Origin of the sequence: Aeromonas rivuli (genome assembly GCF_020149575.1) — a bacterium.
Taxonomy (GTDB): Bacteria; Pseudomonadota; Gammaproteobacteria; order Enterobacterales; family Aeromonadaceae; genus Aeromonas; species Aeromonas rivuli.
This window is the reverse complement of record NZ_CP079742.1, coordinates 1686252-1709466: the sequence shown is the minus strand read 5'-3', so window position 1 is coordinate 1709466 and position 23215 is coordinate 1686252. Positions and strand designations below refer to the sequence as shown.

Genomic DNA, 23215 nt, shown 5'->3' with positions numbered 1-23215 from the left:
TCTGTTGGATTACTCACATCATTGACGGCTAAGCGAGACGAGTCATGGATCTGCACGAGATGCTGAAGCTATTGGCGAGCCAGGATGGCTCCGACCTCTACCTCTCTACCGGCGCCCCCCCCAGCGCCAAGTTTCAGGGGATATTGCGCACCCTCAGCGAGGCCCCGCTCGCCCCGGGCGAGGTGGCCGCCATCGCCGCAGAGATCATGGATCTTGAGCAAAAGCAGCAGTTCGACAAGGAGCTGGAGATGAACCTTGCCATCTCCCTGCCCCAGATAGGCCGCTTTCGAGTCAACATCTTCAAGCAGCGCAACGAAGTCTCCCTGGTGGCGCGCAACATCAAGACCGAGATCCCCCGCTTCGAGGACTTGAAGCTCCCCCCAGTGCTGCTCGATACCATCATGGAGAAACGGGGCCTGGTGCTGTTCGTCGGCGGCACAGGCTCGGGCAAGTCCACATCGCTGGCGGCGCTGATCGACCATCGCAACCGCAACAGCGGCGGCCACATCATCACCATCGAGGATCCGGTGGAGTACGTGCATCGCCACCGCAAGAGCATCATCAACCAGCGCGAAGTGGGCGTGGACACCCGCAGCTTCCACGCCGCCCTGAAAAATACCCTGCGTCAGGCACCGGACGTGATCCTCATCGGCGAAATTCGTGACCGCGAAACCATGGAGCATGCCCTGGCCTTCTCGGAGACCGGGCATCTGGCCATCTCCACCCTGCACGCCAACAACGCCAACCAGGCGCTGGATCGCATCATCAACTTCTTCCCCGAGGAGCGCCGTCCCCAGCTGCTCAACGATCTGGGCAACAACCTCAAGGCCTTTGTCTCCCAGCGACTGGTGAAGACCGCGGATGGCGGGCGCCGGGCGGCGGTGGAGATCATGCTGGGCACCCACACCATTCGCGACATGATCAAACGCGGCGAGTTTGGCGGCCTCAAGGAGGTGATGGAGAAATCCCGCACCCTTGGCATGATCACCTTCGACGAAGCACTGTTCGATCTGGTGGTGGAAGGGGTGATAGAGGACGAGGAGGCGATCAAGAATGCGGACTCGCAGACCAACCTGCGCCTCAAGATCAAGCTGTGGCGTGACAAGGGGCAGATTGCCAATAGCAGCGACGCCAGCGGTTGGAGCCTGGAACCAGGCAAAGATGACAAGGACGAGCTGGACTGGACCTGAGCGCCACCGGCTGCCCTGGCAGATCAGAGACCAAGAACCCGCCGTTGGCGGGTTCTTTCGTTGGCATCCGGGACGGCGATACCGCCTAGCCGCGTTGCACCAGGCCGATACGGCCCGGCTCGCACCATTCGAATATCACCAGCTGCTGTTTGCCGCAGCAACGGCCGCCACACAGCTGGCTCTCCTGTTTGATGACGCGCCCCTTGCGCATCCAGACCCCGAGCATGGCCTCGACGGCATCTTCCGAGGTGTGGAAGTGACGGGCCAGATCCCAGCGACTAACCCTCTGCTCCCGGGCCAGATAGTCTCCCAATTCATGCAATATCACAGTGTCACACTCCCGCAGTTGACCCTCGGCTCCCGGGCCGGATAGTCTCCCAATTCATGCAATATCACAGTACCACACTCCCGCAGTTGCCCCTGTGCTCCCGGGCCGGATAGCCCTCCCATTTCAATGCGCCGCGCTGTATCACAGCGCCACCACCCGGCGCGTCACTATGTCACCGCGCATGCGTCCCAGCCACCAGAGCAGCAGCAGGGAGCCGAGATAGAAACCTATCCAGGCCAGGCTCTGCTCGGGATGGCGCGCAAAGCTGGCCCCCTGATAGAAGAGCGTGGCGCCCATGAAGGCCATGTAGTTGCACCAGAGCGCGGTGTAGATAGCCCAGGGACGACCGGTTTCACGCACCAGGGCGCCCATGGCGGCGGCGCATGGCATGTAGAGCAGGATGAACAGCAGGTAGGCAAAGGCACCCGCCGCCCCGTCGAAGTGAGCCTGCATGTTGCCGTAGGTGGAGAGACTCACCTCTTGCTCCGCCGCCGCAACCCTGGCATCCCCGACCTCGCCGATATCTATCCCGAGGGGGTCGGCCGGGTTGATGGCCGCCAGATTGGCGGGGATGCTGGCCAGGGCATCTTGCACACTCTGCCACAGATCGTACTCGGCATCGGCGGCCTGCTCGCCTCCCCCATAGAGGCTGTTGAGGGTGCCGACCACGGCCTCCTTGGCGAAGATACCGGTGACGATGCCGACCGTGGCCTGCCAGTTATCCTCACGAATGCCGATGGGATGCAGCAGCGGTGTCACCCCCTGGCTCAGCTTGCTCAGCACCGAACTCTCCTGATCCTGATGGCCGAAGCTGCCATCCGTGCCCAGGGAGTTGAGCACGCTCAGCACCGCCACCACCAGCACTATGGTTTTACCGGCACCGAACACGAAAGATTTCAGCTTCTGCCAGGTCTTGATCCCCACGTTGATAGGCCGGGGCAGCTCGTAATCGGGCATCTCCATCAGCATGGAGTCACTCTTGCCGGGCAAGAGGGTGCTGCGCAGCAGCAGGCCGGTGAGCACGGCCACCACAATGCCGACGAGATAGAGGCCGAACACCAGGTTCTGGCCAGATGCCGGGAAAAAGGCCACCGCGAACAGGGCATAGACCGGCAGGCGGGCGCCGCAGGACATGAAGGGGGCCATGGCCGAGGTCATCAGCCGTTCACGCTCGGAGTTGAGGGTGCGGGTTGCCATCACGGCGGGCACGGTGCAACCAAAGCCCATCAGCATGGGGACGAACGCCTTGCCGGGCAGGCCGAGGCGACGCATCAGGGCATCGACCACGAAGGCGGCCCGGGCCAGATAGCCCGAGCTCTCCAGCACCGCAAGAAACAGATAGAGGCAACCGATGACGGGGATGAAGGTCGCCACCGTCTGCAGACCGGCGCCAAAGCCATCCGCCAATATGGCCCTCAGCCACTCGGGAGCATGGGCAAGCCCCAGCAGATGGTGGACCCCATCGACGAACAGGGCGCCCCCCAGGATGTCGAAGAAGTCGATGAAGGCACTGCCCACCTTGATGGCGAACATGAACATCAGATACATCACCAGCAAGAAGAAGGGGATGCCGACCCAGCGATTGAGCAGCACCCTGTCGAGCCACTCACTCTGGGCGGCGTTGAGCTTGCCCCGCTGCTGGCAGGCCTGCTGGCACCATTGGTGGATGTGACCGTAGCGCACGTCCGCCAGTTGCAGGTCGATATCCTGCTGACCCTGGGCACGGCGCACCAGATTGGCGGCCGCCGTTTGCTGACCGGGCAGCAGGGTCTGCGCCATCACGGGATCTTCTTCGAGCAGGCGCAGGGCGCGGCCACGACTCGCCAGCGGATGGGGGGCAAGCAGGCTCTCCAGTTCGCTGATGTCTGCCTCCAGAGGCTGGCCGTAATCGAGCTGCAGCGCCGCCTGGGGCGAGCCGATGAACTCATGGAGCCTGGCCTTGAGGGCGCGCACCTGAGCCGGGTTGTGGGCCGAGAGCGACACCACGGGGCAGCCGAGCCGGGCACTGAGCAGTGTCTCGTCAACGGTGATGCGTCGCTTCTCCAGCAGATCCATCTTGTTGAGCACCACCAGCATGGGCAGACCCAGCTCACGCAGTTGCAAGGTCAGGTAGAGGGAGCGCTCCAGGCTGGCGGCATCGATGACGTTGAGCAGCAGATCAGGGCGTTGGCCCTGTACGAAGCCGCTGGCTATCTGCTCATCCAGGCTGGCATCCTGCGCCGCCAGGCTATAGATGCCGGGCAAGTCGGTCAGCCGATAATCCTGCTCCCCGACGCTGAAGCTGCCCATCTTCTTGTCGACCGTGACCCCGCTCCAGTTACCCACCTGCTGGCGGGCCCCGGTGAGGGCATTGAACAGTGAGGTCTTGCCGCTGTTGGGATTGCCGACCGTAACCAGATTGATGCTCATAGGCACTCCACCTCTATCTGGTTGGCCAGGCTTTTTTGCACTGAGAGGCAGATGCCCTGGCACTGGATCTGGAGCGGATCCCCCAGGGGCGCACAGCGCAGCAGGGTGACCTCCGATTGCGGCAAGAGCCCCATCACCATCAGCTTGCGGCGCAGGCTGCGATCCAGTGCATTCAAATCTGTGATACGAGCGCTCTGCCCCGGTGATAACTGCGTGAGAACCATGGCCAACCCCTAGGTGGAAACTGTAACGACTCTAAACAAGAACAATTCTCTTTTCTGTGACCATTATAAGCTGTGACCTGCGCAACAATTTGCGTAAAATCAAACTTCGCTTAGCTAGTTGCAGAGTTCACCATGCATCAGGACAACAACAGCCGTCTGGTTTTCAGCACAGATGGCGGTGCCATTACCCCCAGCGCCCAGGCCAGCCCGGCCTCCCCCTTCCCCGCCGATGGGGTGGTGCGTATTCGCCGCGAGACCAAGGGGCGCAAGGGCGCCGGCGTCATCACCATTCATGGGGTGCCTGATGCGCAGCAAAAAGCCATCGCCACCCTGCTCAAGAAAAAGTGCGGTACCGGCGGCGGCTTGAAGGAGGGGATCATCGAGATCCAGGGCGACAAGCGCGATCTCATCCGCAGCGAGCTGGAAAAGGCGGGCTTCACCGTCAAGCAGGTCGGCGGCTAAGGTCGAGGCTGACAGGTTTCCCGATAGCAGAGCGCCGGATGTGCGATTTACCAGCCGGTCACCCTCCTCAGGCTCTCACCTTGGCCAACCTCTTGTAATTACCGGGCATCTTTCCTAGAATGCCCGCTCCCATCGAGGGGGAGTAGTCGCTGACGGGCTAAAAAGCCCGCAGACGTTGATCAACATACTTGGTGCAAACTCACCATGGTCAGCGTGATCCGCAACGAGCAATGCCGGATTTGACAAGACCTTTGACGGGCCAGTGCCAATACCGGGGACGGATGGCGCAGGCTTGTCTCTGGTTTATAACAATTCCGTCCCCCGGTATCTTTATGGAAGCCCTGTTAACCTCCACCCTGAGCGTGGCCGTCGCCGAAATAGGCGACAAGACCCAGTTGCTCGCACTCCTGCTGATCTGTCGCTTTCGCAAGCCCTGGCCCATCATCGCCGGCATGTTTGCCGCTACCCTGCTCAACCATGCGGGCGCCGCCTGGATGGGCGAGCTGATCAGTCGCTGGCTCGATCCCAAACTGATGACCTATCTGGTGGCGGGAGCCTTTATCGCCATGGCGGTCTGGATTTTGGTGCCGGACAAGATGGACGATGAAGATAGCAAGCTCGACAAGTACGGCCCCTTCCTCGCCACCTTCGTGCTGTTCTTTATCGCCGAAATTGGCGACAAGACCCAGATTGCCACCGTGCTGCTGGCCGCCAAGTATGACTCGCTCACTCAGGTCATTGCTGGCACCACCATCGGCATGATGCTGGCGAACGTGCCCGTGGTGCTGCTCGGCAAGCTCGGCGCCGACAAGTTGCCCCTCAAAAGCATCCGGATTGGCTGCGCCATCCTGTTTATCACCCTGGGGATCAGCACCCTGATCGTCACCGCCTGATAGCCAGCGCCACTAAGATAGCCCTGATATAAGAAGACACGGGCCCCGTCACAATGAGGGGGCCTGTGTCTTTAACGCCTCCCCTGCCAAGCACCATCTCGGCACATCCCGCCACGCTATCCCGTTCAACCCTGATCCCCTCTTGCCCACCCTCGTCTGTGTCTTGCCTCTCTCTGCGCCGAGGTCAGCCATCGGCAGCCCTTACCGGGACTCGCCATGGTGTTGGCGCCCCGGCCCTATGCCATAATGGGGCACGTTATTCGGAGCCATTCCATGCAGCATCACTCCCGCCGTCCCCTGCTCGACTGGGTCAAGCGAGGCCACCTCGCCCCAGCACAGCTGCCCGAGGCCCTTCGTCTGGCCGATTTGCCCCCCGCCCCCGCACGCTGGCAGGTGCTGTTCGATCGCCTCTTGCTGCTGCTCGGTTGCCTCTGCCTTGGCGCCGGCCTCATCTTCTTTGTCGCCTTCAACTGGCAGGCACTGGGGCGACTGCCGCGCCTGGGCCTGGTCGAGCTGCCCCTGCTCGCCATGCTGCTGGTGCTGTGGCGCGTCCGGCTCAGTGACGGCGCCCGTCAGGGGCTGCTCTGCTTGTGCGCCCTCAATCTCGGCGCCCTGCTCGCCCTGGTGGGCCAGACCTATCAGACCGGGGCCGATCCCTGGCAGCTGTTTGCGCTCTGGGCCATGCTGCTGCTGCCCTGGGCCCTGCTCGGCAAGAGTCCTCTGCTCTGGACCTTGAGCTGGCTGCTGGCCCAGCTCGCCCTGGTGCTCTACTGGCGGCTCGGCCTGTTCACGCTGTTCTTCTCCTTCGATGAGGAGGGGCTGGCCTGGTGCCTCACCCTGCTCAATGCCCTGCTCTGGGGAGGGCTCTGGAGCTTGCCTGCCCGCTACAAGGTGATGCCCGCTTACCTGCCCGCGCTGATGGCCGGGCTTGGGGTCACCCTGCTCGCCCTGCTCGCCCTGTTTGATGCCGCCTCTTCCTGGATCTGGCCGCTCTGGCTACTCTGGCTCGGCGCCGCCTATGGCTGCTGGCATCACAGCTTCATCACCGGGCTCGCCATGGGTTGCCTCAGCGTCATCGTCGTCTTGCTGGCGGCGCTCGGCAAATGGATGGAGCCGGATGTGAATGGCTTCTTGCTGCTCAGCCTCGTCGCCATTGGCCTGTCGGTGGCCGCCAGCCGCTGGCTGCAACAACAGAGGAGTCGCCATGCTGCCAATCAGTAACCAGAGGGCCCCGGCCCGTTCAGTTTCCCTGCCTTGCCGGAGCCCCTATGTCCTCACAGCCTGAACTCTGGCAGATCCTGCGCTCGGCCAAGCTGGTCGAGGGGGATGAACCCCGGGATAACGAGCCCCACTGGGCCAACCGCTTCATGCTGGGGGTGGTCGGCTGGCTCGCCGCCCTCTTCTTGCTGTTTTTCCTCTTTTTGAGCGTTGGCGATCTGATAGACAGCCAGGATCATGCCCTGGCCCTTGGCGCGACTCTGCTCGCCATGGCCCTGTTGCTCAATCGCAGTGCCCGCAGCGGCGATCTCTGGGATCAGTTCGTGCTGGCCCTGACCCTGGCGGCGGATGCCTGGCTGCTCTATGGCCTGATAGATAGGATGGACGTGCACGCCTTTGGCGCCTGGGCCGGGCTCTCGGCGCTGGCGTTCGCCATCGCCTTCTGCTTTGAACACTGGCTGATCCGGCTATTTCACACCCTGGCCGCCGCCCTGCTGCTGACCCTGGCGCTCGCCTGCCTCGGTTTGCAGATCCTGGCTCTGCCACTGGTGATGGCGCTGCTCTGCGCCTGCTGGCTCTGGGCACAGCGCCGTCCTCATCAGCACGAGCGGTTCGAAGCCATGGCCTTTGGCCTGGCCCTCTCCTTGATCCTGCTCGGGCGCCTGCATCAGCCGCTGTTTGACGAAACCAGCGTGCTCGAGGAGCTGGGACAGTCGCGGCTGCCCCATTGGCTCAACCCGCTGCTGTGCGCGGCCTTGCTGCTCGCCCTGCTTCACCATCTGAAGCTGCCTCGCCGCCAGGGGCTGTTCGCCCTGCCCCTGGTGTTGCTGGCGGCGCTGATCCCCGGCATGGGGGCGGGCGCCCTGGTGCTGCTGCTCGGCTTCTACGCCGGGAGCCTGGGCATGATGACCCTGGCCGCCCTGCTGCTGCTCGGTTTCGGCTCGCTCTATTACTACGATCTGGCCCTGCCGCTGATGACCAAGTCCTGGCTGCTGCTCGGCTCTGGCACCGCCCTCTTGTTGATGCGCGCCCTGTTGCTGCGCCTTGGGAGACACTCATGAGAACCCTTGCCAGTTTGCTCTGTGGCCTCGCCATCTTGCTGGGCGTCAACGCCCAGGTGTGGCGTTTCGAGCATGCCATCGACAGCGGCGAACCCGTGTTGTTGCGTCTGGCCCCGGTGGATCCCCGCTCCCTGATGCAGGGGGACTATATGCGGCTCAACTACGAGATAGCCCGCCAATGGGCCCAGGCTCACCCACGGCAACCGGCGGGCAGCAGCCAGCTGGTGATCCGGCTAGACAACCAAGGCGTGGCTCACTGGCAGCCCCACGGGGATACCGGGAAACTGGCACCGGACGAGCGGCTGCTCAACCTCGTTCGCCGGGAAGGCATGGTCAAGGTCGGGCCGGACGCCTACTTCTTCGAGGAGGGGCAAGGGGAGACGCTGACCGGGGCGGCCTATGGCGAGTTTCGCCTGCAGCCCGATGGCAGCAGCCTGTTGCTAGGTTTGCGCGATGAGCAGTTGCGCCCGCTGGGAGAGACCCGCGGCCGCTGGTGAGCCCCATGGCCCTCCCCGGGTCGAGGGGCCATGGCTGGCGAAATCCTGTGACTTGGCGACACTCAAGGTTGCCCCAGGCGCACAGGAGAAGGCCGCATGAGAGCATGGACCACCCCATTCAGTCTGCCGTTGATCATCTTCATGCTCGCCGCACCGGCCTGGGCCACCACGCCGCTGGCGAGCCTCCATTACTTGAGCGAAGAGTATCGCCCCTACAACTACCTCGATGAGACGGGCCAGCCCGCGGGCCTCGCGGTCGAGCTGCTGCAACGGGTCTGGCAACAGACAGCAACGCCGCCCCAGCCTATCGCCATCATGCCCTGGGCCCGGGGTTACTACCTGCTGACCCAGAAACCCAATGTGGTGCTCTTCTCCACCGCCCGCACCGAGGCGCGGGATCCGCTGTTCAAATGGGCCTGTTCCATCGGCTACGCCGAGATAGTGTTGCTGGGTCTGACCCGGCGCGCGATCACCATCAACAAACTCGAAGATGCCCAGCAGTACAACATAGGGGCGGTGCGGGCCGACGTCGGGGAGCAGTTGCTGCTCAACAACGGCTTTGACGAACAGAAGGTGATAAGTGCCAACCGCCTGGGTCAGGCCATCAAGATGCTCGACTCGGGCCGGATCGATCTGGTGTCGACCAACAAGACCACCGTCATGAGTCTGCTAAGCAGCCCGGGCGCGGATCCGACCCGCTATCAGGTGCGCTGGGTGCTGAGCTCGGAGCAGTTCTGCTACGCCTTTAGCCAGGGGGTCGATGATGCGGTGGTCAAGAGCTTCCAACAGGGCCTGACCCAGGTGCTGGCCAGCAGCGCATTTCAGCAGATCCAGCGCAAGTACTTCCCCGCCCCCTGATCCCTTCTTCAGCGCGGCCTCACCAGAGGCCGCGGCTCACAGAACCGCATATCGCCGACCAGAATTGCCCCTGACGTGAACGCCCAAGGCCCCTCGCCTTGCACCGCAAGACACGCCTTCAACCCGCCCCTGCCCGCCCCCTCATCCATGGCGCATTAACATCCGTCACGGGGCCGTTCAGCCAACGATTTACCCCTCAGGCCACCCCGGCTTGTGAGATAAAAAGGGACCTGGATGGCCCGAAGTTTGAAGCAGCGCAAGAAAACCAGATATATCCGACCGGGATCGTCGCAATGCCGTGACTCCTGCCTGGCGGGATCCGTAATATGGCCATGGGTGCCTGTTGGCCCTCTTTTATCCAGGGTCAGCGCACTGTGGCAGCGACAGCCAGGGGCGGTAGCGTGTCTAACGCATGCGGCTCCCGCAGGGCGCCAACAAGCGACGCGCATGGCACCGATGCATGGTGAAACGTCAGCAGCCCATGGCACCCTCATCACAGTCAGGATTTTTCATTTGGTCGGGATCAACATGCACTACCTAATCAAACCCTTGATGGGCATCGCCCTCTGTACCCTGCTGACGGCCTGCGGCGACGACAAGACCACGGGCAAGGCCTGCCTGGGGGGAAACAATGACGGGCTCGTGGAGAACATGCAGACCCAGTGCAAGGCAGGGGATGCCATTGCGACCAAGCACCCGGCCTACTTTTGCGATTTCAATTACGCCATTGCCTATAACGACTACAACTCGGCGTTCTGCATCTATGCCGGGGCCCTGAAGGCGGAGAGAACCAAAGAAAAATAAGCAGTGGCATAGGCCACCATCGCGGGGGCCGATGGGGCAAGGGTGACGTCACGGGAGCTTGTCCGCCCATGGTATCTGGGGCGAGTTGGCGACAGCGCTAATCCAGCGGGGCTATTTGACCCGCATCAGGCGATGGCTGACATCCCCGAGTTCAAGCTGGATCACCTGGGAGCGCCGCATCTCATTGACCCGTTGCAGCAAGTCGGCGCTGTAGCCCTTGCGGAGCATCCACTGCATCGGCTCTTCGAAGCTGTCTTCATTGACAATAAAGGTGTCTGTGTAGGCATCCTTGATGATGCTGACCACCCAGATGCGCTGCTGGAACTCACAGAGCCCCGCAAAGAGGGTGGTCACTTTCGCCCCTAGGGCGCGGAGCTGGCCGATAACGCGGTTTGCCATGGTAGAGAGTGCCTGTGTTGAGGGAGACGCATCCTAGCATCCCGGGCGCGGGGGCAACAATGCGTGGCATCAAAGCCGTGGCCCCTTGCCATGGGCTGGGGCACCTCAGATGCAATCCGCCCGTCATCCCAGCGCGCGGCGCTGGCGCTTGACCGCATACATGCGCGCATCGGCCTGACGCAAGGCGTCGTCGATGCTGGTGTGGGCCGGATCTATGGCCACCACCCCCACGCTGGCACCGGGGTAATGCAGCACCCGGGAGGGGATAGGCAGTGGGAAGACGCTCTGCTCGAACAACCGGCGCTGGAAGCCTTGCACCGCCCTCTCGACCGTCTCATGCCCCTGATGAGGCCCCATGCCCACCACGACGAACTCGTCACCCCCGACCCGTGCCAGCAGATCGCCGCCGCGCAGGGCTGCCGACAGTTGCTGCGCCATGGTGATCAGCAGCTTGTCCCCCACCTCGTGACCGTGGGTATCATTGATCTGCTTGAAGCCATCGAGATCGATAAAGGCGATGAGCACAGGGTGCCCGGCCCGATCCGACAGGGAAAACAGGCGAGCCAGCTCCTGCATCAGCGCCCGCCGGTTCGGCAGGCCGGTCAGGGGGTCGCTGAGGGCCTGGCGCGCCAGCTCCTGGTTGGCCTGCTGCAACTGCTGCAGCAACTGCTCCCGCTCCACATGCTCGGCGATGAGGCGTGCGAAGAAGCCGATAAGCTGCTCTGAGCCCGCCACGAAGGGCTTGCGCTCGGCGCTGGCGGCGCACAGGGTGCCATAGAGTGACCCCGAGGGGGTGCGCACCGGGCTGCTCAGATAGGTGCGAATGCCCATGATCCTGGCCGCATCCGAATCGCCCCAGCACTCGGCCACGTTGTCGGTGAACATGCGCCCCTCATCGATGGCGCGCCGGCACAGGGCATCGCTCCAGTCCACCGTGATCCCCTCCGGGATCTGCAGCCCGGCCACGTCGTTGGCATTGTTGGCATTGTTGGCATAGCGAATGCTCTGCTTGCCCTGCACCAGATCGATCTCGGTGAGATAGGTCGACTCCAGCCCGGTCACCGCCTCGAGCATTTCCAACAGCGGCCGGGTCAGGCTCTCCAGATCCTGCGCCTGGGTGACCCGCTCCGACAGGGTCTGCAATATGTTGTCCATGCCTCTCTCCACTGCCTGCATGTGATGGGCGACCACCTTAGCCAACTCGGGACACGCCCGACAAGGGGGAGATGGGACCGACCTGGGGAAATATCGGCCCGTTCACACTTTGGTGCGCCCCCCGCCAAGGCTTGACGCCCCGCGCCACCCCAGGCGTGCGGCCGTAACGTTGAACCAGCGCAAAAACCTGTCGATTCTGACACTTGAGTCAGCAATATCCGTGGAGCGGGCTCCGTAGGATGGAGGTGGGTGCCCGTTGGGCCCTTTTCCTAAGCCAGGGTCAGCGGCGCATTGTGGTAGCGAGAGCCAGGGGCGGTAGCGTCGTTGGCGGATGCCAGCCCGGCATCCCGCGCCTCGCCAAGGTGCGAGGGTTCCACCCTCGACGGGGTTTCCGACGGCCCCGGGACCCGGGACAAGTAGGGTCGAGTAGCGAAGCGTAATCGTCCGCGGTAACCATCCCCTCTCCCCTTGGGGGAGAGGCGTTGGGTGCCAATAAGCGTGTAGGGTGCAATAAGCGCAGCGCATTGCACCACGGTAATCATCCCCTCTCCCCTGCGGGAGAACGGTAGGGTGCAATAAGCACAGCGCATTGCACCAGGGTAACAATTCCCTCTCCCCTTGCGGGAGAACGGTAGGGTGCAATAAGCGCAGCGCATTGCACCACGGTAACAATTCCCTCGCCCCCTGCGGGAGAGGGCTAGGGTGAGGGGTCACTAGCCTGATTGGCATGGCTTCGCCATGCAGGACACGAGGGCACTGCCCTCGACAGGGTTTCGCCGCCGCTGCGCGGCTGGGCGAGTGACTTTTCTTTGCGTGGCCAAAGAAAAGTCACCAAAAGAAAGGCCACCCCCACTTGTTCGCCCTCCTGCGTCGGGTTCCCTCGGTTCGCCCCTTTATCCGACGGCACGCGCCGATGGGCCATCCCTGGCCCAGCGGCGCTCGCTCGGCGTCCTGCCTCGCGGCCTGGACAAACGAGCTCACCTCGGCGAACAACAGGGGGCAAAAACCCGAATCCTCAACTCCGAGGCCAGTTAACCGAACCCAATGTATTCGGGACAATGATCGGGAGGGTTGTTATCTCTGATCTGGCCCCTCACCCACCGTATGGCAAGACCAAATTGTCGCACCTATGCAACAAGCACAATCGACATGGTAAAAATTAATATGAGTACAGCAACAAGCGGTACACCGTCCTATCGAGGAATGACCTTATATTAAAGGCCTGATAGTGAGTATTTATCCGTGATAACACCTTATTTCTAGCTCGTCCGATTACGCTCCGCTGATCGAACCTATGGGCTAAAAACCCGATTTATAATCGACAGCATTAATTAACCATATTTTATGAGAAGGTATGTCATGCTACTTGATATAGAATTAGAGAATTGCTATGGGATCAGCAAATTATCAAAAAAATTTAATCTTACAAAAACTGATTCTTGCTGTGGAGTTAACTCTCTATATGCGCCTAATGGCACATTAAAAACTTCCCTAACAAAAACCTTCAAAGATATTGAAAACCAAAAAACCACTAAAGATATTATTTTCCCTGAGCGTATAACTATTAGATCAGTAAAGATAAATGACACTGACATTACTGCTGAGCAAGTTCTAACCATTGACTCTTACAATGAAAGTTATAGCTCTCAACAACTGTCCACATTACTTGTCGATAACGGACTAAAACAACAATATGATATAGCATTGAAAGAAGTAGATGATAAACGGGAGTCACTAATAAAATCCCTGTCAAAATCCTCTGGAAAAGCAGCCAAAGGTATTCCAGAAATTATTTGCGAGGCATTCTCAAAACCAGAAAAGAAACTACTAGAGTTGCTGGTGGAATTATATGAAGAAAAGTATGATAACCTAAGTCACTTCAGTAATCTTAAATACAATGATCTTTTCAACCAAAAAGTTATTGAACTTATTTCCTCTGGAGACTTAAATCAAGAGCTAACTGAATATGTTGAGACTTATGAGAAGCTTATTAGTGAGTCTTCAATCCTATCCAGAACATTTAATCACCAGAAAGCTGGTGATGTATCTAAAAATTTGAATGAATCAGGTTTTTTTACAGCATCGCACAGCGTCAACATTTCAATTAAGGGTGAAAAATGTGAAGTTACCTCACAAGAAGATCTAAATGCACTACTTCAGCAGGAACAAGACCAAATATTAAAAAACCCAGTGCTCAAAGAAAAACTCAGCAAATTTGATAACAAACTTAAGACAAAAGACACTCAAACATTTCGTGATTATATTTCAGAGCATCAAGACTTGCTTCCAGAATATCAAAACATAAATCTATTCAAGAAAAAAATAGTTTTAAGTTATCTACAATCACAACAAGTTCTTTGGCACGACTTAGTAGACACTTACAAAAAAAATCAAGAACTAATAAAACAAATTATCCAACAAGCCCAAGAACAAAGAACTACATGGGAAACTGTTGTTGACACTTTCAACAAACGCTTTGACGTACCATTTAAGCTTAGTGTTGAAAACCAAGATGAAGTCATTCTCAATGCAGCAACACCTACGATAAAATTCAGATTCAATGATGGTCGTGGTAACTCAGAAAATATAAATCATCAAAGCTTAATTTCCGCGTTAAGCCAAGGTGAAAAACGCGCATTATATATCCTTAATGTGTTATTTGAGCTAGAAGTTAGAAAGCAAAGCACTCAACCTATTTTGATCATTGTTGATGATATTGCAGACTCTTTTGATTATAAAAATAAATATGCAATCGTAGAGTATCTGCGCGATTTATCAAAGACAACTTGTTTTCATTTACTTTTACTTACTCATAACTTTGACTTCCACAGAATTGTTAGTAGCCGTCTAAATGCTAAGCGGCAGAATAGACTGATAGCTATAAAGTCCCTTGATGGAATCAAAATAATTCAAGAAAGATATCAGAAGGATGTGTTTTCAACCTGGAAACAAAATTTAAGTACCAATGAGAAATACATGCTGGCAAGCATTCCGTTTGCCAGAAATATTGCAGAGTATTGTGGGCGTAATGAACATTTCGAAAAACTTACATCTTTACTGCATCTAAAAGAAAATAGCGCAAACATCATCGTGAGTGATTTACAATTTATTTACCGCGATATATTTAGTGACCTACCCAATTTATCACTACCAAATGGTCATGACTCCATAATAGATAAAATATTCCAACACAGTGACGCCCTAGTAATTGATAACCAAGAAACCCCTGAGCTTGAGTGTAAAGTTATTTTGGCTATGGCTATCAGGCTTAAAGCCGAAGAGTTCATGATAGATAGGATTTCTGACCAAGAGTTCGTAACCTCTATCACCTCTAACCAAACACGTGAGCTTTTTGACAAATATACAGTAGTATTTTCAACAGAATTAGAAAGTATCGCTTTATTAGATCAAGTCAACTTAATGACTCCAGAGAACATCCATCTTAATTCATTTATGTATGAACCAATTTTAGATATGTCAGCTTGTCGTCTTTATGCGTTATATATTGACATTAAAAATATCATGTAAATGTAAAATACTATTAAATGTTAATTATGAAACCATGAAATGTTCATAGACAAAAACCGCAACCCTTTGGTTTCGATTTTTTATCTATCCAATTAAACCAACTCCAGCACAGAGTCACTGGTTTTGTCGGTGCTGTTTTCCTGTACAATTTTCATCTCGGCGAGATGGTTGCAAATGGCATCGAACAGACTGCCGAAAAAGTTGGACTAGCTGAAGCCACGGGCGGGCACGGTATTGGTTCCCCCTGCAAACCGCCGAGTCGAGTTCAACGGGTCAGGAGCTCCATCAGGGATGATGGCGCAGCCGCAGTCGGCATAGGGGCCAAAGCGGATCAGGGCGAGCACTGCTCGACCCCGATTTGGCGCGAGAACAGGGATGTTCGAAGCGGACTTTGGCCGAAGCCAAGGATGGCGAAGGCCAAAGTGCCGTCTGCGGTGCTCCGTCCGACCCGTTGGACGAGAGGAGGGAACCCGCGAAGCGGGCGGTTTGTTGGGGGAGAAGACTTTTGGTGTTATTTGCCAAAGAGAGCGGGTCTTTCAAAAGTCACTCGCCCCAGCCCGAAGGGCGGGCGAAACCCCTGCGAGGGCAAAGCCCTCGCCTCTTTGACACTGAGCCACATCAGCCAGACTGGCGAGCCAAAGAAGTTAGCTACCCCTCACCCTGGCCCTCTCCCTCAAGGGGAGAGGGAAGCAGACCGAAAGCCGCTGAGACTTCACGGGAGAGACCACAAACAAAAACCGCAGCCCTAGGGCTGCGGTTTTTTATTTGGTCAACCGGTTGGCGCGAGCAGGGCCACCGGCCTTAAGCCCGGCGCCAGCTGGTCTTGCCGGCGCTGTCTTCCAGCACTATGCCCATCTCGGTGAGACGGGCTCTGGCGGCGTCGGCGGCGGCCCAGTTCTTGTCGGCGCGGGCCTGGTTGCGCTGGGCGATCAGCTGCTCGATCTCGGCCACTTCTTCATCGGCGTCATTGCCCTTGAGGAAGGCGTCCGGATCCTGCTGCAGTATGCCGAGCACGGCGCCGAGCTCGCGCAGACGGGCACCGAGGCCGGCGGCCACGGTCAGGTCTTCGGCCTTCTGGCGGTTGATCTCGCGCACCAGATCGAACAGGGCGGAGTAGGCTTCCGGGGTGTTGAAGTCGTCGTCCATCGCCTCCTTGAAGCGAGCCACCTGTTCGTCACCACCGGCGGCCTCGGCGGCAGGCAGGTCGCGCAGGGCGGTGTACATCCGCTCCAGCGCGGCGCGGGCCTGCTTGAGGTTGTCTTCCGAGTAGTTGAGCTGGCTGCGGTAGTGGCCGGACATCAGGAAGTAACGCACGCTCTCGGCGTCGTAGTGGGCCAGGACGTCGCGGATGGTGAAGAAGTTGCCGAGGGACTTGGACATCTTCTCCTTGTCCACCATCACCATGCCGCTGTGCATCCAGGTGTTGACGTAGTCGCCGCCGTGGGCGCAGCAGGACTGGGCGATCTCGTTCTCGTGGTGCGGGAACTGCAGATCCGAGCCGCCACCGTGGATGTCGAAGTGGTTGCCAAGGTGCTTGGAGTTCATGGCGGAGCACTCGATGTGCCAGCCGGGACGACCCGGGCCCCAGGGGCTGTCCCAGGTCGGCTCGCCGGGCTTGGACATCTTCCACAGCACGAAGTCGAGCGGGTTGCGCTTGGCATCCACCACATCGACCCGGGCACCGGCCTGCAGCTGCTCCAGATCCTGACCGGACAGCTTGCCGTAGTCGGCAAACGACTCGACGATGAACATGACATCGCCGTTGTCGGCCACGTAGGCGTGATCCTTGGCGATCAGGGTCTCGACCAGCTCGATGATCTCATGGATGTGCTGGGTGGCGCGCGGCTCGACGTCCGGGCGCACCATGCCGAGGGCATCAAAATCCTGGTGCATGTCACCGATCAGGCGCTCGGTCAGATCGTCGCAGGTCACCTGGGTCTCGGCGGCGCGCTTGATGATCTTGTCATCCACGTCGGTGACGTTGCGCACGTAGTTGAGCTGGTAGCCGCTGTAACGCAGGTAGCGGGCCACCACGTCGAAGGCGACGAAGGTGCGACCGTGACCGATATGACAGTGATCATAGATAGTGACACCACACACATACATGCCCACCTTGCCCGGGTGGATAGGTTTGAATTCTTCTTTTTGACGAGTGAGTGTGTTGTATATCTTCAGCATCTTATGACCACTGCCTGTGAGTGAAATGGCCTGCCATTCTAACCGCATCCCCTTTAGAAAACGAGCCGGGGCCACCAGTCGCCGCCTTTTTGGTCCAGGCTGGCTGCTTTTTCGCCAATTGGCGGCCATGCCGGTATCGACGCAGCCAAGATGGGGGCGGGGCCAGGCCGCTCCCCAGCATGAACCCTGGCCGATCTGCTGACGCCCGTCATGGGTTGATCTCCTGAGAGGGTCGCGCGACTTTGCCCGGGGACCGGGATAGGCTAGAATTGCGGCCACTATTTTTACCCCTAGATGAAAGCTTGCCTGTGACTGCCTCCGGGCCCGGTCACATGCCCACTTTTCACCCGACAGAATAAAGGACATATCATGGTTACTCTGCACACCAACCACGGCGACATCACCCTGACCCTGAACGCGGAAAAAGCCCCGGAAACTGTGGCCAACTTCCTGCAATACTGCCGCGATGGTCACTACGACAACACCATCTTCCACCGCGTCATCGACGGCTTCATGATCCAGGGCGGTGGCTACGCCGCCGGTTTTGACGAGAAAGAGACCCGCGCCTCCATCAAGAACGAAGCGGCCAACGGCCTGTCCAACAAAGTTGGCACCATCGCCATGGCCCGTACCTCCGAGCCGCACTCCGCCAGCGCCCAGTTCTTCATCAACGTCAGCAACAACGACTTCCTCGACTTCAAATCCGCCACCACCCAGGGCTTCGGCTACTGCGTATTCGGTGAAGTGACCGCCGGCATGGACGTGGTCAACAAGATCAAGGGCGTCAAGACCGGCAATTCCGGCCGCATGCACCAGGACGTACCGGTAGAAGATGTGGTCATCACCAAGGTCACCCTTGCTGACTGATTGCTGCCTTCTGCGCACTGATAACACTGCGGCCCCGGCCGCAGTTTTTCCATCTGCGCGAGGCCAGCATGGCGCTGACTGGCGCCGCATCGATTATCTGGCCCAGGGCAATGATCGCCAACGCGCGGCCCATGCCCTGCTGAGCGAACGTGGCCTCTGGGCAGCCTTGCAGGCAACTTGTCAGGATCTGGCCCTGGTCAGCACCCTGGTCATCGGTCTGGACAGGCCCGGCAGCGACCTCGATATCATTTGCCAGCATCCCGATCCGGCGAGCCTTGCCATGGGCCTCACCGCACAGGGCTGGCATGGCCGGGACAAAGGCAACGGCATCTGGCTGTTGGAGCAACACCTGACCGGGCAAGATGGTCAACGCTGGCCTCTCGAGCTCTATGTCACGCCCGGGCCCATCGAATCGTTGCACGGCTGGCGTCATCTTGGCCTGATGGCGGCGCTGCTTGAGCACTTTGGCATCGACTTCTACCGCGCCGTGCTGCACCTGCGATTGACGCAGGGTCTCAAGGGGGAAGCCGCCATCTGCCAGCTACTGGCGCTGCCGGGCGATCCCTATCTGGCACTGCTAACGCTGGAAGGGAGCGACCTTGGCTTGTTACACTGGCCCCAGCGTTAACGGATCCCGCATTCCCGTTTTTCAACTCTTAACCCTGGCGTTTCGCCATGACCTTCACCAATAGGGCCCCATGAGCACCCTCTTTATCAGTGATCTTCACCTTTGCAGCGCCCGCCCCGACATGACGGCGGCCTTGATCCAGTTTCTGCAACAGGAGGCGCCGGGGGCCGATGCCCTCTATGTGCTCGGCGATCTGTTCGAGTTCTGGATTGGCGATGATGATCCCTGCCCGCTCCACCAACAGGTGGCCGATGCCTTCCTGGCCCTGAGCAAGCGCGGTGTGCCGCTCTATTTCATCCACGGCAATCGCGACTTTTTGCTCGGCAAGGGCTTTGCCAAACAGGCTGGCATGATGCTGCTGCCCGATCCCTGCATCATCGATCTCTATGGCACCCGCACCCTGCTCAGCCACGGGGATCGGCTCTGTACCGACGATGTCGACTACCAGAAGTTTCGCCGCATCACTCAGTTAAGCTGGCTGCGCTGGCTGTTCCTGCGCCTGCCCCTGGCGCGCCGTCGCAAGATAGCGGGCAAGCTGCGTGGCCAGAGCCAGCAGCAAAACAGCCACAAGCCCCACACCATCATGGACGTCACCGAGCAGGCCGTGGCAGATCTGATGAAAGCCCATGACTGCCAGTTGCTGATCCACGGCCACACCCACAGACCCGCCATTCACGACTTTCGTCTCGGCAAACGCAGCGCCCGCCGCATCGTGCTGGGGGATTGGTTCGAGCAGGGATCCATACTGGTGTGCAAGCCCAGTGGCCAGCAGCTTGAGGCACGGCCACTGCGTCCTATCGAGTAAAGTGCTGATGAACTAGGCTGTTAACGGCCCATGAGTCCGACGATTGCTGGCTCATGCCCTCCTGAGGGCCCTGTGCCTGGGTGACATTTGGGCCTATAGTCTGACTTCCAAACATTGATGAGGATAGTGTCATGGGATTCTTCTCCTGGATTGTGCTGGGTCTGCTCGTGGGCATACTGGCTAAGTGGATCATGCCGGGCAAAGATGGCGGCGGTTTTATCATGACGGTGGTGCTGGGGGTGGTCGGTGCCATGGTCGGGGGCTATGTCAGCACCCTGCTCGGCATGGGCACAGTGACGGGCTTCAATCTGCCCAGCCTGATCATCGCCGTGATCGGCGCCCTGCTGGTGCTGTTTATCTACAAGAAGATGAGCAACTAAGCGGCCGGTCACGGCCATCTAGTATCAAAAGGGCGCCTTGGGGCGCCCTTGCTATTGGGTTCAACCTGGCGTGGTGATGCTGGCTCTCTTCAACAGAGAGGCCAGCCAGGGGGATGGCTGCCGCCTGCTCCTCTCAGATGACTGCCCAGGGTGGAGGGAGAAACCAGGCTCAACATGGGTTCATCATTGTGGATTGATCTATTTCTAGATGAGGCGTCTAATAATCCCTATGCACACAAACGACTCGCTTCCCCGCCGCCCCCGTGGCCGCCCTGCCCTCCACGGGCAATCCTATGCAGACACCCGTGACCTGCTGATCCGCCGTGGTATGGCGCTGCTGACCGAGCGGGGCATCAGTGCCACCTCCATTGACGAGGTGCTCAAGTCCACCCAGATCCCCAAGGGCTCCTTCTATCACTACTTTGCCAACAAGAGTGAGTTCACCCTGGCGGTGATGGATGCCTATCACCACTACTTCTGCGCCAAGCTGACCCGCTACCTAGGGGATAGCAGCCAAGCGCCCCTGGCCAGACTCCATGCCTTTGTCGATAGCGCCTGCCGGGGGCTGGAGCGGTTTGATTTCAAACGCGGTTGCCTCATCGGCAACCTGGGTCAGGAGGTCGTTCAGCTCGAACCTGCACTGCGTCTGCGGCTCGAGCAGATCCTCTGCGGCTGGGAGGCGCTGCTTGAGCAATCCCTCAAGGACGCCGTGACCGCGGGAGAGCTGGCCCCGGAGAGCGACTGCGCGGCCCTCGCCCACCAGTTCTGGATCGGCTGGGAAGGGGCCGTGCTGCGGGCAAGGTTGGCGGGCTCCACCGAGCCAATGACCTCTTTCCTCCAATTTTTCATGAAAATAGCGAAGTGATTTTTACCGATCATTAATAAGCAACCAGTCCAATTAAGGGAGTACACAGCATGTTCAAGGGTATCCTGATTGAGAAAGATGAGGCGGGCTATCGCGCCACCTACCAGGCCATCGCCCAGGAGACGTTGCCCGAGGGGGATGTCACCGTGGCCGTCGAGTGGTCATCACTCAATTACAAAGATTGCCTGGCACTGACCGGGGCATCACCTGTGGTGCGTAAATTCCCGATGATCCCGGGGATCGACTTCGCAGGCACAGTGCTGGACAGCAGCCACCCCGATTGGCAGGCTGGCGACAAGGTGGTGCTCAATGGCTGGGGCGTGGGTGAAACCCATTGCGGTGGACTGGCCGAACAAGCCAGGGTCAAGGGGGATTGGCTGGTAGCCCTGCCCCCTCGCTTCAGTGCCCGGGAAGCCATGGCCATTGGCACGGCCGGGTACACCGCTATGCTCTGCGTGCTGGCACTGGAAAAACACGGCGTGGCCCCCGGTGATGGCAGCATTCTGGTCACTGGCGCCAATGGCGGTGTCGGCAGTGTGGCCATTGCCCTGTTGGCCAAGCTGGGCTATCGGGTCGTCGCCTCCACCGGGCGTCTCGCCGAAGCGGATTACCTCACGTCATTGGGCGCGGCAGAAGTGATCGATCGCAGCGAACTGTCCGAGCCGGGCCGCCCCCTTGGCAAGGAGCGCTGGGCCGGTGTCGTGGATACCGTGGGCAGTCACACCCTGGCCAATGCCTGCGCGACGACCCGTTACGGCGGTGTCGTGACGGCATGCGGACTGGCTGGCGGCATGGATTTCCCCTCCACCGTGATGCCCTTCATCCTGCGTGGCGTGACCCTCTGCGGAATAGACAGCGTCATGGCCCCGCTCTCCCTGCGCCATCAGGCCTGGGCAAGGCTGGCCGACGATCTCGACATCGAGCGCCTCAACCTCATCACCCGGGAAATCCCTCTCTCCCAGGCCGTTGCACAGGGCGATGCCTTCCTGGCTGGCAAGGTACGCGGCCGGATAGTGGTCAACGTCCAAGGTTGATCCCAACCCCAGGCGAGCGGTTACGCTCGCCTGGGGTGTCCCTCGTCCTTGCAATGCCCTTTTATCCCCCCGGTCATTGCCACGACCCAACGCCAGTCATGGTGCAGCGATGGAGCGGCTCCGGATCCGTTTCTCATATCAACCAGACAGTGCCGGTCGTGCCAGCAGTACCATTCACTGCATCAAACGGGTAGCGCCTCTGGATGTTAGGCGTCATGAGGGGTGAACGGATAACTGAAATCTTGCAAGTCATTAGAGGCCCCACTGCCTGGGACCTCTTCACTCTACCTCGTTCAACACCACATCAGTGCGTGGCTAATTCTCGATAGAGATCCGGCTTTTCTTGCATAAGCGTCAATACCTTCGCGGCCAGTCCAGTCGGGTTCCGACGTCGGGTCTCCCAACTTTTAACAGTATCAACACTCGTCCCAAGAGCCTGAGCAAACTCTTGCTGAGAGACATTAAGCGCGAGGCGAATAGCCTTGACGTCAGCAACCTCATAGCGAGTTCTCACGGCAGGCTCAAGACGGCCCTGCTTAATCTCAACAGCCTCCTCAAGGGAAGCCTTCAATTCGTCAAACATGTTCATGTTAAACCTCGCCCTTTAGTAACGTGGTCAAGCGCTTCAAGTCGGCTTTCTCTGCCGATGTCAGGCTATCTTTCTCATTTTTGGCATAAGCGAGCACTAAGTAAATCATCTCCGCTGTCGCCAAAAAGTAGATGACTCTCGCGCTGCCACTCTTTCCTTGCTGGCCAGTTGCCATGCGAACTTTTCGCAAGCCTCCGGTGCCCTGGATCAAATCCCCCTTTTCCGGTTGGGCAATGAGTTCCGTTTGTAATGCTCTGAGCTCATCATCTGTTGCAAGAGCTTTTATCTGCCTGGTAAAGACCGATGTTTCAACAAACTCAATGGCGTTACTCACCCATCACTCACTCTAACCATTCGACCTAATGGTGTACATGGTACACCTTAGCGTAAATAACAACAATCACTGGCATTTTAGTGTCGCCACTCTGTCGCCATTCGGCCAAAAAACAAAAAGGCCACTATCGCTAGTGGCCTTCGTAAGTCTTTGATTTTTAATGGTGCCCGAGGCCGGAATCGAACCGGCACGCTCAGAAAGCGAGGGATTTTAAATCCCTTGTGTCTACCGATTTCACCACTCGGGCACCGCAATCGGTATCAAGCTCATGATGCGAGCTTATCAATATGGAGGCACGTTCCGGAGTCGAACCGGACTAAACGGATTTGCAATCCGCTGCATAACCGCTTTGCTAACGCGCCATGCAAAAGAGAGTTGGCTCTCGATTGTCTAAATTTGGAGCGGGAAACGAGACTCGAACTCGCGACCCCGACCTTGGCAAGGTCGTGCTCTACCAACTGAGCTATTCCCGCAGGGTCTGGCGTAACGCCTGACTACGAGACGCATTC

General features: G+C 58.6%; 23 protein-coding genes and 3 tRNA genes. 15 read left to right on the top strand and 11 right to left on the bottom strand.

What is annotated here, in order from left to right; genetic code table 11:
• The first annotated feature begins 44 nt into the window (after positions 1 to 44).
• Entirely contained in the window at positions 45 to 1190 is a 1146-nt protein-coding gene (gene tapW / locus KYK33_RS08065; RefSeq protein WP_224432642.1) for a type IVa pilus ATPase TapW, read from the top strand.
• Between the two features lie 85 nt (positions 1191 to 1275).
• Here tapW and KYK33_RS08060 read toward each other — a convergent pair whose 3' ends face one another.
• The 3 genes from KYK33_RS08060 to KYK33_RS08050 all read right to left on the bottom strand — a co-directional run bounded on the left by KYK33_RS08060 (position 1276) and on the right by KYK33_RS08050 (position 4151).
• Positions 1276 to 1518, bottom strand: a complete 243-nt coding sequence (locus tag KYK33_RS08060) for a FeoC-like transcriptional regulator (RefSeq protein ID WP_224432641.1) — start codon at positions 1516 to 1518, stop codon at positions 1276 to 1278.
• Positions 1519 to 1659: 141 nt separating this feature from the next.
• Positions 1660 to 3927 carry a Fe(2+) transporter permease subunit FeoB gene (gene feoB / locus KYK33_RS08055; protein WP_224432640.1) on the bottom strand — a complete coding sequence of 756 codons (2268 nt, stop codon included), beginning with the start codon at positions 3925 to 3927 and terminating at the stop codon, positions 1660 to 1662.
• Positions 3924 to 4151 carry a FeoA family protein gene (locus tag KYK33_RS08050; protein WP_042042097.1) on the bottom strand — a complete coding sequence of 76 codons (228 nt, stop codon included), beginning with the start codon at positions 4149 to 4151 and terminating at the stop codon, positions 3924 to 3926. The genes feoB and KYK33_RS08050 overlap by 4 nt, the downstream gene beginning before the upstream one ends.
• Before the next feature lie 132 nt (positions 4152 to 4283).
• Here KYK33_RS08050 and KYK33_RS08045 point away from each other — a divergent pair, with 132 nt between their 5' ends.
• The 7 genes from KYK33_RS08045 to KYK33_RS08015 all read left to right on the top strand — a co-directional run bounded on the left by KYK33_RS08045 (position 4284) and on the right by KYK33_RS08015 (position 9944).
• Positions 4284 to 4613: a translation initiation factor gene (locus KYK33_RS08045; protein ID WP_224432639.1), complete on the top strand. Its 330-nt coding sequence runs from the start codon at positions 4284 to 4286 to the stop codon at positions 4611 to 4613.
• 332 nt (positions 4614 to 4945) lie between these two features.
• Positions 4946 to 5506 carry a TMEM165/GDT1 family protein gene (locus KYK33_RS08040; RefSeq protein ID WP_224432638.1) on the top strand — a complete coding sequence of 187 codons (561 nt, stop codon included), beginning with the start codon at positions 4946 to 4948 and terminating at the stop codon, positions 5504 to 5506.
• 273 nt (positions 5507 to 5779) lie between these two features.
• The gene (locus KYK33_RS08035; RefSeq protein ID WP_224432637.1) at positions 5780 to 6727 is read left to right on the top strand and encodes a DUF2157 domain-containing protein; all 948 of its coding nucleotides are present in this window, start codon (positions 5780 to 5782) and stop codon (positions 6725 to 6727) included.
• Between the two features lie 47 nt (positions 6728 to 6774).
• Positions 6775 to 7785 carry a DUF4401 domain-containing protein gene (locus tag KYK33_RS08030; RefSeq protein ID WP_224432636.1) on the top strand — a complete coding sequence of 337 codons (1011 nt, stop codon included), beginning with the start codon at positions 6775 to 6777 and terminating at the stop codon, positions 7783 to 7785.
• The gene (locus tag KYK33_RS08025) at positions 7782 to 8282 is read left to right on the top strand and encodes a GDYXXLXY domain-containing protein (RefSeq protein WP_042042091.1); all 501 of its coding nucleotides are present in this window, start codon (positions 7782 to 7784) and stop codon (positions 8280 to 8282) included. The genes KYK33_RS08030 and KYK33_RS08025 overlap by 4 nt, the downstream gene beginning before the upstream one ends.
• 96 nt (positions 8283 to 8378) lie before the next feature.
• Complete coding sequence (locus KYK33_RS08020; protein WP_396021385.1) at positions 8379 to 9140, top strand: substrate-binding periplasmic protein; 762 nt, start codon at positions 8379 to 8381, stop codon at positions 9138 to 9140.
• A gap of 528 nt (positions 9141 to 9668) precedes the next feature.
• Positions 9669 to 9944, top strand: a complete 276-nt coding sequence (locus tag KYK33_RS08015) for a hypothetical protein (protein ID WP_042042104.1) — start codon at positions 9669 to 9671, stop codon at positions 9942 to 9944.
• Between the two features lie 111 nt (positions 9945 to 10055).
• Here the strand turns inward: KYK33_RS08015 and KYK33_RS08010 are convergent, their stop codons facing one another.
• Together KYK33_RS08010 and KYK33_RS08005 are read right to left on the bottom strand one after the other, a co-directional pair.
• Positions 10056 to 10343, bottom strand: a complete 288-nt coding sequence (locus tag KYK33_RS08010) for a hypothetical protein (RefSeq protein WP_224432635.1) — start codon at positions 10341 to 10343, stop codon at positions 10056 to 10058.
• Between the two features lie 123 nt (positions 10344 to 10466).
• Positions 10467 to 11498, bottom strand: a complete 1032-nt coding sequence (locus KYK33_RS08005; protein ID WP_224432634.1) for a GGDEF domain-containing protein — start codon at positions 11496 to 11498, stop codon at positions 10467 to 10469.
• A gap of 1359 nt (positions 11499 to 12857) precedes the next feature.
• On the opposite strand from KYK33_RS08005, the gene KYK33_RS08000 reads away from it, so the two are divergent.
• A complete protein-coding gene (locus KYK33_RS08000; protein WP_224432633.1) occupies positions 12858 to 15026 on the top strand; it encodes an ATP-binding protein in 2169 nt (722 codons plus the stop codon).
• Positions 15027 to 15827: 801 nt separating this feature from the next.
• On the opposite strand, the gene cysS is transcribed toward KYK33_RS08000, so the two are convergent.
• Positions 15828 to 17204, bottom strand: coding sequence for a cysteine--tRNA ligase (cysS, locus tag KYK33_RS07995; RefSeq protein WP_224432632.1), 1377 nt, complete (start codon positions 17202 to 17204; stop codon positions 15828 to 15830).
• A 369-nt stretch (positions 17205 to 17573) separates the two neighbouring features.
• On the opposite strand from cysS, the gene KYK33_RS07990 reads away from it, so the two are divergent.
• The 6 genes from KYK33_RS07990 (at position 17574) to acuI (ending at position 21783) form a co-directional block, all read left to right on the top strand.
• Positions 17574 to 18071, top strand: coding sequence for a peptidylprolyl isomerase (locus KYK33_RS07990; RefSeq protein WP_042042086.1), 498 nt, complete (start codon positions 17574 to 17576; stop codon positions 18069 to 18071).
• Positions 18061 to 18699: a DUF4269 domain-containing protein gene (locus KYK33_RS07985; protein WP_224432631.1), complete on the top strand. Its 639-nt coding sequence runs from the start codon at positions 18061 to 18063 to the stop codon at positions 18697 to 18699. Before KYK33_RS07990 ends, KYK33_RS07985 begins: the two co-directional genes overlap by 11 nt.
• A 70-nt stretch (positions 18700 to 18769) precedes the next feature.
• Positions 18770 to 19504 (top strand): UDP-2,3-diacylglucosamine diphosphatase, encoded by a 735-nt coding sequence (lpxH, locus tag KYK33_RS07980; RefSeq protein ID WP_042042084.1) that lies wholly within the window; start codon positions 18770 to 18772, stop codon positions 19502 to 19504.
• Positions 19505 to 19635: 131 nt separating this feature from the next.
• Entirely contained in the window at positions 19636 to 19884 is a 249-nt protein-coding gene (locus KYK33_RS07975; protein WP_042042083.1) for a GlsB/YeaQ/YmgE family stress response membrane protein, read from the top strand.
• 229 nt (positions 19885 to 20113) lie between these two features.
• Positions 20114 to 20749: an acrylate utilization transcriptional regulator AcuR gene (acuR, locus tag KYK33_RS07970; RefSeq protein ID WP_224432630.1), complete on the top strand. Its 636-nt coding sequence runs from the start codon at positions 20114 to 20116 to the stop codon at positions 20747 to 20749.
• Between the two features lie 50 nt (positions 20750 to 20799).
• Positions 20800 to 21783 carry an acrylyl-CoA reductase (NADPH) gene (gene acuI / locus KYK33_RS07965; RefSeq protein ID WP_042042081.1) on the top strand — a complete coding sequence of 328 codons (984 nt, stop codon included), beginning with the start codon at positions 20800 to 20802 and terminating at the stop codon, positions 21781 to 21783.
• Between the two features lie 304 nt (positions 21784 to 22087).
• On the opposite strand, the gene nadS is transcribed toward acuI, so the two are convergent.
• From nadS to KYK33_RS07940, 5 genes are all read right to left on the bottom strand, one after another.
• Positions 22088 to 22366, bottom strand: coding sequence for a NadS family protein (gene nadS / locus KYK33_RS07960; protein ID WP_224432629.1), 279 nt, complete (start codon positions 22364 to 22366; stop codon positions 22088 to 22090).
• A gap of 7 nt (positions 22367 to 22373) precedes the next feature.
• Positions 22374 to 22706 carry a type II toxin-antitoxin system RelE/ParE family toxin gene (locus KYK33_RS07955; protein WP_224432628.1) on the bottom strand — a complete coding sequence of 111 codons (333 nt, stop codon included), beginning with the start codon at positions 22704 to 22706 and terminating at the stop codon, positions 22374 to 22376.
• A gap of 161 nt (positions 22707 to 22867) precedes the next feature.
• Positions 22868 to 22953: transfer RNA gene (locus tag KYK33_RS07950), tRNA-Leu, on the bottom strand.
• Positions 22954 to 22994: 41 nt separating this feature from the next.
• Positions 22995 to 23068 (bottom strand) — tRNA-Cys (locus KYK33_RS07945).
• Positions 23069 to 23103: 35 nt separating this feature from the next.
• Positions 23104 to 23179 (bottom strand) — tRNA-Gly (locus KYK33_RS07940).
• Between the last annotated feature and the right edge of the window lie 36 nt (positions 23180 to 23215).